Source organism: Oceanicaulis sp. LC35 (assembly GCF_052055585.1).
Lineage (GTDB): Bacteria > Pseudomonadota > Alphaproteobacteria > Caulobacterales > Maricaulaceae > Oceanicaulis.
The window spans coordinates 2,990,447-3,003,384 of sequence record NZ_CP170485.1 but is presented as its reverse complement, the minus strand read 5'-3'; the positions used below and the strand labels follow the sequence as shown (position 1 = coordinate 3,003,384).

The window sequence follows — 12,938 nt, the reverse complement described above, 5'->3', positions numbered from 1 at the left end:
ATGGGCTACACGACCGTGCAATATCCATATAGGTAATGTGTATATAAAATACCTTGAGGTGGCGAGGCGTTCGATTGCATCACCCTAGGTATAACAAGGGGGGATGCGTGTTACAGATTCAGGAGATGCACCTGGCTCAACAGCTGTCGACGTTCCGGCGTCAGACGGGCGTCAAGCAAGCCGCCATGGCGGATAGTCTGGGGATCAGCCAAGCCTATTACTCCCGGATTGAATCTGGAACCAAGCAGCCTTCCTTGCAGCTTCACGCGAAGATCCTGCGTCTGCTGGAAGAAAACCGCTTTCGGTCCTGCTTTGATCAATGGCGTCTGGCGGTGCGTACCGCGCCGACGGCGGCCAGCCTGATCCGCGCGCAGGGTGATGGCATTGAACTCATCGAGTTTTCGCAAGGGTTCCGCTCGCAAGGCGGCATATACGCCATGCTGGAAAGCGGCGAGCGCCTGGATGGCTTGCTGGGCGAGGAGGTGGATACCCATTTTGACCGTCTCAGACAGGCCGGCGCCTTTGAAGGCCGGGTCCTTGTAGTGGAGAATATCTGGCAGACGATGATGCCGTCAGGCCTGGGCTATTTTCAGGCCGTGTCCACCGCCATTCCAGATGATCTGGGCGGTACAGCCCTACACAGCCATCATCTGAGCATCGAGCAGGACGATTATGATGCGGCTGTTCGGGACGGTCGCACCTTCAGGATTCTGAAGCGCTAGGGCTTTCAAGACCGGCTTCGGCGATGACGCCATACTGGCGCAGGACAATGCCCCGCTTGATGATGAGGTCGGGGGTGGCCGCATCAAAATCGATCTGGGCGGGTTCGTTCGCCGGCAGGAAGGCGCGGGCCGCAAAGCCGACAGACCAGTCCTTGAACATGCGCTGGGAGATTTCGCAGGACTGCCTGAGCTGGACATCATAGTGCCGCTTGTCCGTGCGAATCCGGTTGTAGGTCTCCAGCACATTGATTTGCGGGCCCTCGATGATCTGGAAAAACCGGTTCACCTCGACACCCAGAATGCCGCTGATCTGATTGCGCGCGTTATGGTCACGCCCCGCGCTGACGATTTCGCCCAGCGGTCCGGTCAGCCAGCCCGCACGTGTGGGAAAGGCCGGATACGAGGTGTAAATCAGCCGAACAAGGGTCATTCCGGTCTCCTAGAGGGCGCGTCTGAGTGAGGTGAGGAACTGGTCCACCGAGGCGGACAGCTCCGCCGAACAGCTCTGCATTCGGGCTGAAGCGGTTGTCATGGTGGCGACTGATCCGGAGACCTCCCGCGTGGACTGCTCCATCTCAGACGCGGCCACGGCGACGGCCTCATTGCCCTGGGCGGCGGTCGTGGAACTGCGGGTGATTTCAGCAGTTGCGCTGGCCTGTTCCTCAACTGCGGCGCTGATGCTGGTCGAGGTTTCCGCGATCTGCGAGATCGTGTCCCGGATCTGGGCCATGGCCTCCACGACGGCGTGGGTGGCCGCCTGAATGGCGGCGATCTCGCCGCCAATGTCCTGGGTCGCGCGCGCGGTTTGACTGGCCAGCAGCTTCACTTCACTGGCGACCACGGCAAAGCCCTTGCCCGCTTCGCCAGCCCGGGCGCTTTCGATCGTGGCGTTGAGCGCCAGAAGATTGGTCTGTTCCGCGATCTGCTGGATCAGCGTCACCACGCCCCCGATCTGGGTTGCAGCCTGATTAAGCCGTTCGATATCCGTCGTGGCCATGGAGGCGAGTCCTTCTGCGTTGCGGGCGATGTCTGCCTGGGCTTGCGCGCGCTGGGCGATCTCCCCGGTCGCCGCCTGCATCTGTTCGGACGCCGCAGCGACGGCGCGTACGCTGTCAGCTGAACTTTCAGCGCCAGCGGCGGCCTTGATGGCGCGTTCCAGTGTCGTCCCGATTGTTCGGGAGACCTCTTCGGACGCGGCGCCCGTGGTTTCAGAGACGGTTTGAAGGGTCTGGATCACATGGCCGACGCCTTGTTCAAACGTGCTGGCGATCCCGTCACGCTCATGCGCGGCGCTGAGTTCGGTCTCTTCGAGATAGAGAGAGACCACGAGTTCCATATCCAGGAAGATCGCCTTGACCAGCGCGTCGAGCTGTTGCGCTCGCTGGGCGGCGTCTTTTGCGGCAAAGCGGGGCCAGGCGCCAACCGGCGCCGCCACGGCCCGAATCAGGGCTGAGGCGAGATGGGCGTATCCGCCGATATAGAAACGCGGTTCCAGACCCAGTCGGCTGTGAGCAAGACCGATCTTGCGCACGCCGTCAAAATAGACGCTGTCATATTGGCCTGACAGGATGGACATCCAATGGGCGTGCTGGCGCTGGCGCGCAGACTGGATATGAGCATCGTCACTGAAGAAGCGCTGCGTCGCCGGGTTCGCACGGACAACGGCATAAAAGGCGTCCAGCGCGCGAGGCAGAGCCTCTTCGACCGTTGGGCCGCAAAGCGTCAGGGCTTTGCGCAGCTCCGGGTCAAAGCCCAGAAAATCCAGGCGATCCGTGCGATCCTGAGTGTTCATACCTCTCTCCCCAGTCGCCCTGACTGTTGAGAGATTCACGCCCTCAGTAACGGTAATTCATATTCATATTAGACATATGATATAACCAACTGAGGGCGATTTATAAATATATTACAGATACCTATCCAAGACGCAGCGTCACCGGCGCGTGGTCGGAGGGCTTCTCCCAGTCCCGGGTGTTGTCCCAGATCCGAAAGCTGTCGCGACCGCCTTTGAGCGCAGCATCCTTCAGCGCCGGACTGACCCAGATATGATCCAGACGCCGGCCCCGGTTGGAGGCGCGCCAGTCCTTGGAGCGATAGCTCCACCAGGTGAACAGTTTTTCCGGCTCGTCGATCAGTTCACGCGCCACATCGAGATACTCGCCTGCATGCAGCCAGGCATTCAGGGCCTCAACCTCGACCGGGGTGTGGGAGACCACTTTCAGAAGCTGTTTGTGCGACCAGACATCATGTTCACGCGGCGCGATGTTGAAATCGCCCACCAGAACGAGCGGCGCGTTTTCCTTCGCCCGGTCCGCGGCATAGCCCTTCAGGCGCTCGAGAAACTCGAGTTTGTGGGCGAAGCGTGGATTGATCTCGGGATCGGGCTCGTCGCCGCCAGCGGGAATATAATAGTTCTGAAGCTCAACGCCGTTCACTCGCACGCGTTGGAAGCGCGCCTCGCCGCGCGGGCACAACTTGTCCTGATCCAGCGGCTCGATGGGTGTGCGCGAGGCGATGGCGACGCCATGCAGGCCTTTCTGACCCACGATGTGAATATGGGGAAAGCCCATTTCCTCGAATTCCTTGCGCGGAAACTGGTCCGGCAGGCATTTGATTTCCTGAAGGGCGATCACGTCCGGCTGGGCCTCCTTCACGAAAGTCGCCACATGGGGCGCGCGCAGGCGGACCGAGTTGATGTTCCAGGTGGCGAGCGTGAACGGGGTCATTGGAAATCCTGACAGACGGGCGTGAGGCGGAACTCAGAGAATGTTGTAGGTGGCGCCAGCGACGCCAACGGGCCAACGGCCGCGCACATACAATCGCCAACGGGCGAGGAAGGGATGAGGCGGTTCATCGTCCTCGGCTTCGGCCAGCAAGACAAGAACCGCGCCATGGGCGGCCTGGACCAGACCGCCGGCGGCGGCGTTGATCACCGCCTCGTCATACATGTCATCAACCGAGGCGCTGGCTTCGGCGGCCTGTTTGGCCAGCTCGCCGATCTTGGAGGCGACAAGCGTCAAGGCTGCCTGCAGGGCCTGCTCATCAAGGCGTTCCAGAGCGCGTTCGACCAGAGCGGCGCGCTGCATCTCTTCGGCCTCCCAGGCCCAGGGATCGCGATCAAGCGTTTCTGCAGCCGCAATGGCGTCTGACCAGTCTCCCATTTCGGCCGGCTCGGCTTCGGGAATGCCAAGACCGTCAAGATAGGCGCGCGCCAGCGCGATCTCGCGCGAATCCAGCGGCTCGCCCAGGCGCGAGAAGAAGGCGGGATCGCCCACGGATTCAGCAAAGGCCCGCGCCTTGTACAGAAGCGGGATCTCCTCAAGCAGGCGCGCGATCTCGTCTTCGGCGCCGCTGGAGTCAGAGGGAGAGGGATCAAAATCGGTCATGGGCCCTGTTTAACCCGGCTTGAGCCGGAACGACAGGGAGCGGTGTAGCGCCTGAATGAAGAACGCCCGGCGACCTGGGGTGAAGTCGCCGGGCGTTTTGCCTCGCGCTCATCAGGGACGGAGCGCTGTCATGACGCTGGGGGATACGCCATGACAATCCTGAAGCGTCGGGGGGACGGTGCGCATTCAGGAGCAGCCCTCAGCTGCAGGTGTAAGAATGCCACAAAACGCAAGAAAAGCGAATTAAAAAGTTGAAAGGCCTTGTGCGTGATATTTATGTATCACGCTGTTGTGATCAGGCCTAACCGGCGACGCTTTGCTGACCGCCCGGCGCAGCGAAGGTTTCCAGCTCCGCAAACGGCATCGGACGACCGAACAGATAGCCCTGGGCCAGGGTGGCGCCCAGCGCGCGCAGGGCGCGGTACTGGTCGTTGGTCTCCACGCCTTCGGCGACCGTTTTCAGCTTCAGCGATTTCGCCATGGCCAGAATGGTCTCGACCACGATGCGGGCGTGCTCGTCCTGGCTCATATCGCGCACGAAGCTCTGGTCGATCTTGAAGACATCGAACGGCATGCGGGTGAGATAGGACAGCGAGGAGTGGCCGGTGCCGAAATCGTCGATGGCGAAGGTGACGCCCAGACGACGCAGCGGCTCGATCTGCTCGATCACGCGCTCAGGCTCGCGCATGGCGGTGGATTCGGTCAGCTCCAGCTCCAACAGCTCGGGCGGCAGACCGGAATCCTGCAGCGCTTCGAGCACGGTCTGGGAGAAGCCTTCGCTTTCAAACTGCATGGCGGACACATTGACTGCGACCGGGATATTCATGCCGCGCTCGCGCAGGATCTGGGCTTCCTGACAGGCGCGACGCAGCACCCAGTCGCCAATCTCGCCAATCAGGCCGCATTCTTCGGCGGCCTGGATGAAGGCGCCCGGTGACAGAAGGCCCGCGGTCGGGTGACGCCAGCGCACCAGCGCCTCGGCGCCGGCGATGGAGCCGTCCACCATGGAGACCTTGGGCTGGTAGAACACCACCAGCTGGTCATCGCGCACGGCCTCGCGCAGCTCGTTTTCCAGCACCAGACGCTCGAACGCGCTCTGGTTCATGGAGCTTTCAAAGAATTCGCACGCATTGCCGCCCGCACGCTTGACCGAAGCCATGGCCAGGTCCGCATGACGCAGCAGGGTTTCAGGATCCGAGCCGTCGCGCGGGAAGCAGGCGATGCCGGCGGAAATCCCCAGGAAGACCTGGTGGCCGGAAATCTCGAACGGACGCCGCACGGAATCCACGATCCGGCGCGCCAGACGCGCCGCGTCGGCGCTGTCGCGCAGGCGCGGCAAAAGAACGGTGAACTCATCCCCGCCCAGACGCGCCACCATGGACGGTTCCTTGGTCAGCTCGCCCTGCGACAGATCCCAGCCGCGCACAGCCTCGCGCAGGCGGCGGCCCACGGCTTCCAGAAGCCGGTCGCCCTCGCCAATGCCAAGGGAGTCGTTGACGCGTTTGAAGCGATCGAGATCAAGGAACAGGATCGCGCCTTCCTCGCCGGATTCGGTCGCCTCGCGCGCCACGCGCTCGACTTCCTTGCGGAAACGCTCGCGGTTGGGCAGCTCGGTGATCATGTCCACATAGGCAAGGCGGTGCACGCGCTTCACTGACGCGTCGAGGCGCGCAAACATGCGGTTGAAGGCATTCGCCAGAACTTCAAGCTCATCGCCGGTATTCACTTCGATGCGCAGGTCCAGCTTGCGCGAGGAGGCGAGCCGGGCGGCTTCGGTCAGGCGACGGACCGGGCCTAGAGCCTTGCGCACGATCAGCGCGACCAGCGGCAGGAAGATGATAAGGGCGACTGAAGCGATCAGTACCTGGCGCGCAATGATGTCGATGGCGGGCGTGACCACGGCGGACATGGGCACGGTGGCGACGACGGCGCCAATCAGGCGGCCATTGTAGAAAACGGGCTCGGCGACGCGGATCTCGTCCCCGACCATTTCAACGCGGGTGTCCACGGCGCCGACGGCGGACTGGACCAGATGGTCCGCAGCCCGGTCGCCGATCTCGTATTGCACGTCGCCATAGGAGGCGATGACCCGGCGATTGACGTTGGCGACATAGACCGAGCTGACATCGTCGCGCGCGCCAAAATCGGCGAGCAGGCGGTTGCTGAGCCCGTCAATATCGCTGACAGCGACAGCATTGGCGGCGGTGGTGGTGAAAAGCTCGGTGATCAGTTCGGCGTGTACCAGGCCAGCGGCCTGGTTGTCCTGCGCCTTGAGCTGGTATTCGACAGCCATGAGCGCGGTGGTTGCGACAACAAGGATCACCCCGCAAAGCAGAGTGAATTTCATGACCAGAGATCGCATGACTCTGGAAATTGCGTGTCGGATCGGCGCCATCAGGACCCCAGCTGCAGGCGAGGAGCGTGCGAAATGCACGCGATACAGCCTCAGCCTGAACTGATGTGCTAAAAATCAGGTTAAGGACGGCCCGGAAATCAAAAAGGACCCTGCAAAAGCAGAGTCCTTGATGAGTCTCGGGAAGTCTTTACGGCTGAATTCAGCCCGGCTTTTAGTCCAGAGAGACGCCTTTGCTGGCCGCCAGATCCTTCAGCGACACCAGCGGGCGCGCACCCATATGGGAGATCACTTCGGCGGCGGCGATAACACCCAGACGACCGCAGGTGAACAGGTCTGCGCCACGCGAATAGCCCGCCAGGAAGCCGGCGGCGAACTGGTCGCCAGCGCCCGTGGTGTCCACCACATGCTCGACCGGATCAGCGTCCACACGCACTTCTTCGTCGCCGGACACGATCACCGCGCCTTTTTCAGAGCGGGTGATGGCGGCGACGCGGGTTTCGGCGCGAACTTTCGCCAGCGCGGTCTCGAAATCATCCACTTCATAGAGCGCCTTGATCTCGGCCTCGTTGGCGAAAAGCACGTCGATATGGTTCTTCACCAGGTGACGGAAGCTGTCGCGGTGACGATCCACGCAGAACAGGTCCGACAGGGTCAGGGCGACGCGGCGGTCGGCGGCCTGGGCGATTTCCGACGCGCGGACGAATGCCGCTTTGGCTTCCGGGCGGTCAAACAGATAGCCCTCAAGGAAGGTGACGGTCGCGGATTTGACGAGATCGGCGTCGATATCATCCTCATCCATCATTGTGGACGCGCCCAGGAAGGTGTTCATGGCGCGGCGGGCGTCAGACGGCACAGCGATCAGGCAGCGCGCCGTGGACGGGCCGTCCTTGAGGGGCCTGGTGTCGTAATGCACGCCGATCGAGCGCAGATCATGGGCGAAGACCTCGCCCAGCTGGTCATCGGCGACCTTGCCGATATAGGCGCCGCGCACGCCAAGACTTGCTACGCCCGCCAGCGAGTTCGCGGCCGAGCCGCCGGAAATTTCCTGAGCCGGTGGAAAGGCTTCATACAGCGCATTGGCCCGCTCCTCGTCGATCAGCAGCATGGCGTCTTTCGCCAGGCCGTGCTGTTCGATGAAGGCGTCGTCCACAGAGGCGAGCACGTCCACAATGGCGTTGCCGACGCCAAGAACGTCGAAGCGGGTATCGGTCATGAGCGGAACTTCCTGAAGCTGAAATCGGGGCGCGTGTACCGCGCGGCTTGCGCAAACTCAACCCGCAGACAGGTTCTGGTAAAGCGGCAGGAGGCGCGGTAAGCGGAGGCGCCAGCGCCACAAGCTTCAGGAAAACCCATGACCCGCATCTGTTTTCTGACCTCCGCCGACATGATGAAAGACCGTCCCGGCGCCCGGGAGGACTGGTTCGAGTTCGACCTCGAATTCGGCGCGTTATCAAAAGCCTGTGAGGCGGCTGGCATTTCACTGGAAGCGTGCATCTGGGATCAGGATTTCGACGCTTCGGTCTATGACGGCTTCATGGTGGGCACGGTCTGGGATTACCCGCCCAAGCTGGATCTGTTTCTCAAGACCCTGGATCGGCTGAACGCCATCGCGCCGGTCTGGAACAGCCCGTCCCTGGTGCGCTGGAATATCGAGAAGACCTATCTGCGCGAAATGGAGGCTGCGGGCGCGCCCTCCATCCCCACCCTCTGGGCGGACAAGGCGGACGCCAGCGCGATTGCTCAAGGCTTTGAACGCTTTGGCGGGGACAGAATCGTGGTCAAGCCGCTGGTGGGCGGCGGCGCCTGGCGTCAGGCCCTGATCAAAAAGGGCGAGCCCTTGCCCTCTGCCGATGATTTGCCGCTGGGCGCCTGTCTGATCCAGCCCTTCCTGCCCGGCGTGCCGGCGGAGGGCGAATACTCGATGATCTTCTTTGGCGACCGCTTCTCTCACGCGCTCAACAAGCGCCCCAAATCGGGAGATTATCGGGTGCAGTCGCTTTATGGCGCGACCGAAATGGTCTGGACGCCGGGCGAGGACGAGCTGGCGCTGGCGCGCAAGGTGCTGTCCACGGCGCGCGAGATCACCGGCGAGGAGGCGTTCCTCTATGCCCGCGTGGACATGGTGCGCGGTCTTGAAGGCGAGCTCGTGCTGATGGAGCTCGAGATCATCGAGCCCTATCTCTACCCCGAACAGGGTCCGGATCTGGGTCAGGTCTTTGTAAAGGCGCTGAAAGACAAGCTCGGCTAGTCGGTTTTGGGCACGGCCTTGAAGCGCGTGATCAGGCCTTCAGGGTCATAGGGCACAGGGCGTCCGGGACGGAAGACGAACGCCAGATATCCGCCGATGACGGCGAAGGGCAGCCCGGCGAGGGCGAGCATGGTGTTGTCTGACTTGAGCAGCATCCAGCCCATATAGCTGATGGCCATGCTGGTCATGACCACGCCGATCCCGCCCATCAGGAGCCGGAAGCCCAGGGTCTGGCCTTCGGTGAAGCGCACACCGTCAAACCGGGGCCGCAGGCTTTCATGCACGCGCACCAGCAAGGTCTGGAACTCAAGCGCATTGTCGTCCCAGACGCCGGGGCTGACCGCCTTGCGGCTGCCGAACACAATCTCGCCGGACGGTCCGCCGATCCGGCACACCACCTGGCTTTGCTGGCCCGCCAGCTCGACGGACAAGCGTACGCTGGACACGGCGTCCAGCGCGATACGGCGCTCCAGCTTACCGCTCTCCACCCATTCGATCCGGTCCGGATAGAGGATCACCTCACGGGCGGGATTGATCGGGTTGCGGCGATCTTTCAGTCGGGCGATCGGGGCGTCAGTCATGGCGATCTGTCTCAGTGCGGGCGTTTACACGCCCTCTTGCCGGAAATGACGGAACGCGGCAACGTTCGCTCATGAGCGCACCCCGTAAATTCCTGCTGATTGCCGACGGCACCGATGAAAGCCGGTCAGCCGCCTATTTCGCCGCCAGACGCGCCCGCAATACCGGCGGCGTTGTGACCGTTCTGGCTGTTGTGAACACCGAAGGCGGGTTCGAACACTGGCTGGGCGTGGGCGAGACCATGCGCGCCGAAGCCCGCGCCGCCGCTGAAGAGGCGCTCGAAAGCCTGTCTGAGGATGTGGAGGAGGTCACCGAGACCCGGCCTGAAGTCATTCTCAAGGAAGGCAATCTCATCGAGGCGCTTCGCGAGCTTCTGGAGAGCGATACGGCGATCTCGATCCTGGTGCTGGGCGCGGCTGTGGGCAAGGACGGACCGGGCCCGCTGGTCAATGCGCTGGGCCGCGGCAAGGGCCTGTTTGAGGAGCGCACCATTCCGGTGACGGTGGTGCCGGGCAATCTGTCACGCGAAGACATCAAGGCGCTGACCTGAACCAGCGCATTTCCCCCTACTGTTTCTGGGGTTGAACGCGTCCGGCCAGAAGGCCATTTCAAGGGCGAAACAAGCGCCCGGAAAGCCCGTCATGTTTATCCAGACCGAAGACACCCCGAACCCTGATACGCTGAAATTCCTGCCCGGCCAGTCCGTGTCCATGGATGGCCCGCGTGATTTTGCGACCCCGGAAGAGGCGGAACCCTCCTATCTGGCGCGCGAACTGTTCCGCGTGGATGGCGTGATCCGGGTCTTCGCCGGTCAGGACTTCATCTCGGTGACCAAGGCGGAAGGCGTGGACTGGCCCCATATCAAGCCCGCCGTTCTGGGCGCGATCATGGATTGCCTGGAAAGCGGCAAATCCCTGTTTGCTGATGCCGAGGATGACGGCCACGCCGCCTATGAGGGCGAAGCCGCCGGGATCGTGAAGGAAATCAAGGATGTCATCGATACCCGCGTGCGCCCGGCTGTGGCGCGCGATGGCGGCGATATCGTCTTTCACAGCTATGACGAGGCGACGGGCGTGGTGAACCTTCACATGCGCGGCGCCTGTGCAGGCTGCCCGTCCTCGACGCTGACCCTCAAACAGGGCATCGAGAATCTCCTCAAACACTATGTGCCAGAGGTATCGAGCGTCGAAGCGGTGCTTTAATCGCTTCAGAACCAAATCACGCGATGGTCGTTACAGAAACGATCGGATATCGCATCTGATCATTATCCCATTACCGTATCCGGAGCCTCCCATGTCTGACAGCCAAGCCCCGCTCGCCCTGGAAGATCGCCATTCGGTCCTGAGCGACCATGCGCTTGATCAGCTGTTCCGCGGCGCGCGGACTTTCTATTCGTGGGAAGACAAGCCGGTTTCGGAAACCACCATTCGCGCACTCTATGAGCTGCTGCAATATGGTCCGACCAGCGCCAACCAGTCTCCGGCGCGCTTCCTGTTCCTGACGGGTGAAAGCAAGCAACGGCTCAAGCCGCACCTGATTGAGTCCAATGTCGAAAAGACCATGACCGCGCCGGTGACGGTGGTTCTGGCCTGGGACTGGAACTTCCACGACAAGATTCCCCAGCTTTTCCCGCATGCCCCTGAAGCCAAGGACTGGTTCGCTTCCGATGAAGCCCGCTTTGAGAACGGCTTCCGCAATGGCACCCTGCAAGGCGCCTATCTGATCATGGCGGCGCGCGCGCTGGGCCTTGATTGCGGTCCGATGTCCGGTTTCGACAAGGACGGCGTGGACGAGGAATTCTTCAAGAATGACTCTGAAATGGGCGCCTGGCGGTCCAACTTCCTGATCAATGTGGGCTATGGCACCACTGAGAAACTGTTCCCGCGTCTGCCGAAGCTCGCCTTCGAACAGGGCGCCAAGCTTTTGAAGTAAGACATGACGAAACCCGCCTTGCTGGTGGTGGACACGATTGGTCCCTGGTGCGCCTGCGCGGTGAGCACCGGGGATGGTGTGTTTGAACGGGCTGAAAACATCGGACGCGGCCATGCCGAACGGCTGGCGCCGATGGCGGCCGAGCTCCTTGAGGATGCAGGCATCAGCCCTCCATCGCTGGACCGGGTCGGGGTCAATATCGGCCCCGGCGGGTTCGCCGGAACGCGCGTGGGCGTCGCCTTTGTCCGGGGTCTGGCGCTGTCGACGGGCGCGAAGGCGCTGGGCGTCTCCAATCTCGACGCCCTCGCCTTGCGCGCTGATGCTGAAGGCGACCGCACGGTCATGGCGATCCACGACGCCAGGCGCGGCGATCTCGTCTGGCGCATCTTCACCCATGGCCGCCCGGTCACCGAGGTCAGCTATGGGGATGCGCGGGACGCGGCGGATGAGTTTGAAGCCTTTGGCGATGTGATCCTGACCGGCTCGGGCGCCGTGCATCTGGGCGCGGATCCCAGCCATTTTGATCCGGCGCCGCCCCTGCATGAGCTTCTGGCGCTGACCGAACGCGCGGCTGCGGACGCGCCCTCTCCTTCTCCGCTCTATGCCCGGCCACCGGATGCGAAACTGCCCGGCGGCAAGACCCCGGCATGAGCCTGCCCGAGATTTTCGAGGCGGGACCGGAAGCGGCCGACCTCTATGCCGCCCTTCATGCCGATTGCTTTCCCGATTCCTGGAGCGAAGCCGATTTTGCAAGGCTTCTCGCCTCGTCAGGGGTTCAGGGCCTGATCGCCCGCGCCCATGAGGAGCCACAGGGCCTGTCGCTCATTCGCAGCGTGGCGGGAGAATGCGAGCTTCTGACCATTGGGGTCCTGCCCGCCGCACGCCGCACGGGCGTCGGGGCGTTCCTCCTGGCGCAATCGGAGCTCGCCGCCCGCCGCGCCGGCTCCAAACGCCTGTTTCTGGAAGTGTCTGAACGCAATGCACCCGCCAGCGGGCTCTATGAGCGCGAGGGCTATCGCCAGATCGGCCTGCGCAAGGGCTATTACCGCGATGGCAGCGCCGCACGGGTGCTGGCGCGCGATCTGGTCTGAGCCCGGACCTGAGTTAGTTTTCGCGCGACATATGGACACGCCCCGCCGAGGCTGGGTATCAAGTCACTGACGGGGTTCAAACCCCACAGCCAAGGGAGATGGCGATGCCGGACCGGATCGAGAAGCTTTGCGTGGAAAAAGGCCTGCGCATGACCGAACAGCGCCGTGTCATTGCGCGCATTCTCTCCCAGGCTGAAGACCACCCGGACGCCGAAGAGCTGCATCGTCGCGCGTCTGAAGTGGATTCGCGCATCTCGCTCGCCACGGTCTACCGCACCGTGCGCCTGTTTGAAGAAGCGGGCATCATCGAGCGCCATGATTTCCGCGATGGCCGCTCGCGCTATGAAGAGGCGTCTGACGACCATCACGACCACCTCATTGACCTGAAAACCGGCGATGTGGTCGAGTTCGTGGATGAAGAGATCGAGCGCCTGCAAGAAGCGATCGCCAAGCGATTGGGCTACAAGCTGGTCGATCACCGGCTCGAGCTTTACGGCATCAAGATCGAGGACGGCAAATAGAGGCGCGTTAACCGCGCTTGGCGCTGCGGATTTGCAAGCGGCGCCTTGCATCCGCCCCACTCTATCCCCATAACCCGTCCTCCCTTATCCACAGACTTTCGCCGCC

Annotated in this window: 15 protein-coding genes; 8 read left to right on the top strand and 7 right to left on the bottom strand. The window is 62.5% G+C overall.

All coding sequences use genetic code 11. The features are described from left to right. Nucleotides 1–107 precede the first annotated feature (107 nt). On the top strand, nt 108–722 hold the full coding sequence (locus tag ACFELO_RS14165) for a helix-turn-helix transcriptional regulator (protein WP_440958418.1): 615 nt from the start codon (nt 108–110) through the stop codon (nt 720–722). Here ACFELO_RS14165 and ACFELO_RS14160 read toward each other — a convergent pair. The 6 genes from ACFELO_RS14160 to ACFELO_RS14135 all read right to left on the bottom strand — a co-directional run bounded on the left by ACFELO_RS14160 (nt 703) and on the right by ACFELO_RS14135 (nt 7,674). Continuing rightward, nucleotides 703–1,152, bottom strand: a complete 450-nt coding sequence (locus ACFELO_RS14160; protein ID WP_440958417.1) for a BLUF domain-containing protein — start codon at nt 1,150–1,152, stop codon at nt 703–705. The genes ACFELO_RS14165 and ACFELO_RS14160 overlap by 20 nt on opposite strands. Before the next feature lie 9 nt (nt 1,153–1,161). Further along, nucleotides 1,162–2,514: a protoglobin domain-containing protein gene (locus tag ACFELO_RS14155; RefSeq protein WP_440958416.1), complete on the bottom strand. Its 1,353-nt coding sequence runs from the start codon at nt 2,512–2,514 to the stop codon at nt 1,162–1,164. 121 nt (nt 2,515–2,635) lie between these two features. After that, complete coding sequence (gene xth, locus ACFELO_RS14150; RefSeq protein WP_440958415.1) at nt 2,636–3,445, bottom strand: exodeoxyribonuclease III; 810 nt, start codon at nt 3,443–3,445, stop codon at nt 2,636–2,638. 33 nt (nt 3,446–3,478) lie between these two features. Further along, on the bottom strand, nt 3,479–4,105 hold the full coding sequence (locus ACFELO_RS14145; protein ID WP_440958414.1) for a hypothetical protein: 627 nt from the start codon (nt 4,103–4,105) through the stop codon (nt 3,479–3,481). A 301-nt stretch (nt 4,106–4,406) separates the two neighbouring features. After that, nucleotides 4,407–6,452 (bottom strand): putative bifunctional diguanylate cyclase/phosphodiesterase, encoded by a 2,046-nt coding sequence (locus ACFELO_RS14140; protein WP_440958413.1) that lies wholly within the window; start codon nt 6,450–6,452, stop codon nt 4,407–4,409. Nucleotides 6,453–6,672: 220 nt separating this feature from the next. After that, nucleotides 6,673–7,674, bottom strand: coding sequence for an adenosine kinase (locus ACFELO_RS14135; protein ID WP_440958412.1), 1,002 nt, complete (start codon nt 7,672–7,674; stop codon nt 6,673–6,675). Nucleotides 7,675–7,812: 138 nt separating this feature from the next. Between ACFELO_RS14135 and ACFELO_RS14130 the strand changes: the two genes are divergently transcribed. Beyond that, nucleotides 7,813–8,709 (top strand): ATP-grasp domain-containing protein, encoded by an 897-nt coding sequence (locus ACFELO_RS14130; protein ID WP_440958411.1) that lies wholly within the window; start codon nt 7,813–7,815, stop codon nt 8,707–8,709. On the opposite strand, the gene ACFELO_RS14125 is transcribed toward ACFELO_RS14130, so the two are convergent. Next, nucleotides 8,706–9,290, bottom strand: a complete 585-nt coding sequence (locus ACFELO_RS14125; protein WP_440958410.1) for a hypothetical protein — start codon at nt 9,288–9,290, stop codon at nt 8,706–8,708. The genes ACFELO_RS14130 and ACFELO_RS14125 overlap by 4 nt on opposite strands. A gap of 71 nt (nt 9,291–9,361) precedes the next feature. Here ACFELO_RS14125 and ACFELO_RS14120 point away from each other — a divergent pair, with 71 nt between their 5' ends. From ACFELO_RS14120 to ACFELO_RS14095, 6 genes are all read left to right on the top strand, one after another. Further along, a complete protein-coding gene (locus ACFELO_RS14120) occupies nt 9,362–9,838 on the top strand; it encodes a universal stress protein (RefSeq protein WP_440958409.1) in 477 nt (158 codons plus the stop codon). Between the two features lie 91 nt (nt 9,839–9,929). Beyond that, nucleotides 9,930–10,490: a NifU family protein gene (locus ACFELO_RS14115; RefSeq protein WP_440958408.1), complete on the top strand. Its 561-nt coding sequence runs from the start codon at nt 9,930–9,932 to the stop codon at nt 10,488–10,490. A 91-nt stretch (nt 10,491–10,581) separates the two neighbouring features. Next, nucleotides 10,582–11,220: a malonic semialdehyde reductase gene (locus ACFELO_RS14110; protein WP_440958407.1), complete on the top strand. Its 639-nt coding sequence runs from the start codon at nt 10,582–10,584 to the stop codon at nt 11,218–11,220. 3 nt (nt 11,221–11,223) lie between these two features. Beyond that, nucleotides 11,224–11,871, top strand: a complete 648-nt coding sequence (gene tsaB / locus ACFELO_RS14105) for a tRNA (adenosine(37)-N6)-threonylcarbamoyltransferase complex dimerization subunit type 1 TsaB (RefSeq protein ID WP_440958406.1) — start codon at nt 11,224–11,226, stop codon at nt 11,869–11,871. Beyond that, the gene (locus ACFELO_RS14100; protein ID WP_440958405.1) at nt 11,868–12,311 is read left to right on the top strand and encodes a GNAT family N-acetyltransferase; all 444 of its coding nucleotides are present in this window, start codon (nt 11,868–11,870) and stop codon (nt 12,309–12,311) included. The genes tsaB and ACFELO_RS14100 overlap by 4 nt, the downstream gene beginning before the upstream one ends. A 104-nt stretch (nt 12,312–12,415) precedes the next feature. Next, nucleotides 12,416–12,832, top strand: a complete 417-nt coding sequence (locus ACFELO_RS14095; protein WP_440958404.1) for a Fur family transcriptional regulator — start codon at nt 12,416–12,418, stop codon at nt 12,830–12,832. Nucleotides 12,833–12,938 lie beyond the last annotated feature (106 nt).

Bases quoted from the DNA above. Each gene is read 5' to 3' on its own strand.
- ACFELO_RS14160 (WP_440958417.1), bottom strand. From the start codon at position 1,152: ATGACCCTTGTTCGGCTGATTTACACCTCGTATCCGGCCTTTCCCACA.
- ACFELO_RS14155 (WP_440958416.1), bottom strand. From the start codon at position 2,514: ATGAACACTCAGGATCGCACGGATCGCCTGGATTTTCTGGGCTTTGAC.
- xth (WP_440958415.1), bottom strand. From the start codon at position 3,445: ATGACCCCGTTCACGCTCGCCACCTGGAACATCAACTCGGTCCGCCTG.
- ACFELO_RS14145 (WP_440958414.1), bottom strand. From the start codon at position 4,105: ATGACCGATTTTGATCCCTCTCCCTCTGACTCCAGCGGCGCCGAAGAC.
- ACFELO_RS14140 (WP_440958413.1), bottom strand. From the start codon at position 6,452: ATGAAATTCACTCTGCTTTGCGGGGTGATCCTTGTTGTCGCAACCACC.
- ACFELO_RS14135 (WP_440958412.1), bottom strand. From the start codon at position 7,674: ATGACCGATACCCGCTTCGACGTTCTTGGCGTCGGCAACGCCATTGTG.
- ACFELO_RS14130 (WP_440958411.1), top strand. From the start codon at position 7,813: ATGACCCGCATCTGTTTTCTGACCTCCGCCGACATGATGAAAGACCGT.
- ACFELO_RS14125 (WP_440958410.1), bottom strand. From the start codon at position 9,290: ATGACTGACGCCCCGATCGCCCGACTGAAAGATCGCCGCAACCCGATC.
- ACFELO_RS14120 (WP_440958409.1), top strand. From the start codon at position 9,362: ATGAGCGCACCCCGTAAATTCCTGCTGATTGCCGACGGCACCGATGAA.
- ACFELO_RS14115 (WP_440958408.1), top strand. From the start codon at position 9,930: ATGTTTATCCAGACCGAAGACACCCCGAACCCTGATACGCTGAAATTC.
- ACFELO_RS14110 (WP_440958407.1), top strand. From the start codon at position 10,582: ATGTCTGACAGCCAAGCCCCGCTCGCCCTGGAAGATCGCCATTCGGTC.
- tsaB (WP_440958406.1), top strand. From the start codon at position 11,224: ATGACGAAACCCGCCTTGCTGGTGGTGGACACGATTGGTCCCTGGTGC.
- ACFELO_RS14100 (WP_440958405.1), top strand. From the start codon at position 11,868: ATGAGCCTGCCCGAGATTTTCGAGGCGGGACCGGAAGCGGCCGACCTC.
- ACFELO_RS14095 (WP_440958404.1), top strand. From the start codon at position 12,416: ATGCCGGACCGGATCGAGAAGCTTTGCGTGGAAAAAGGCCTGCGCATG.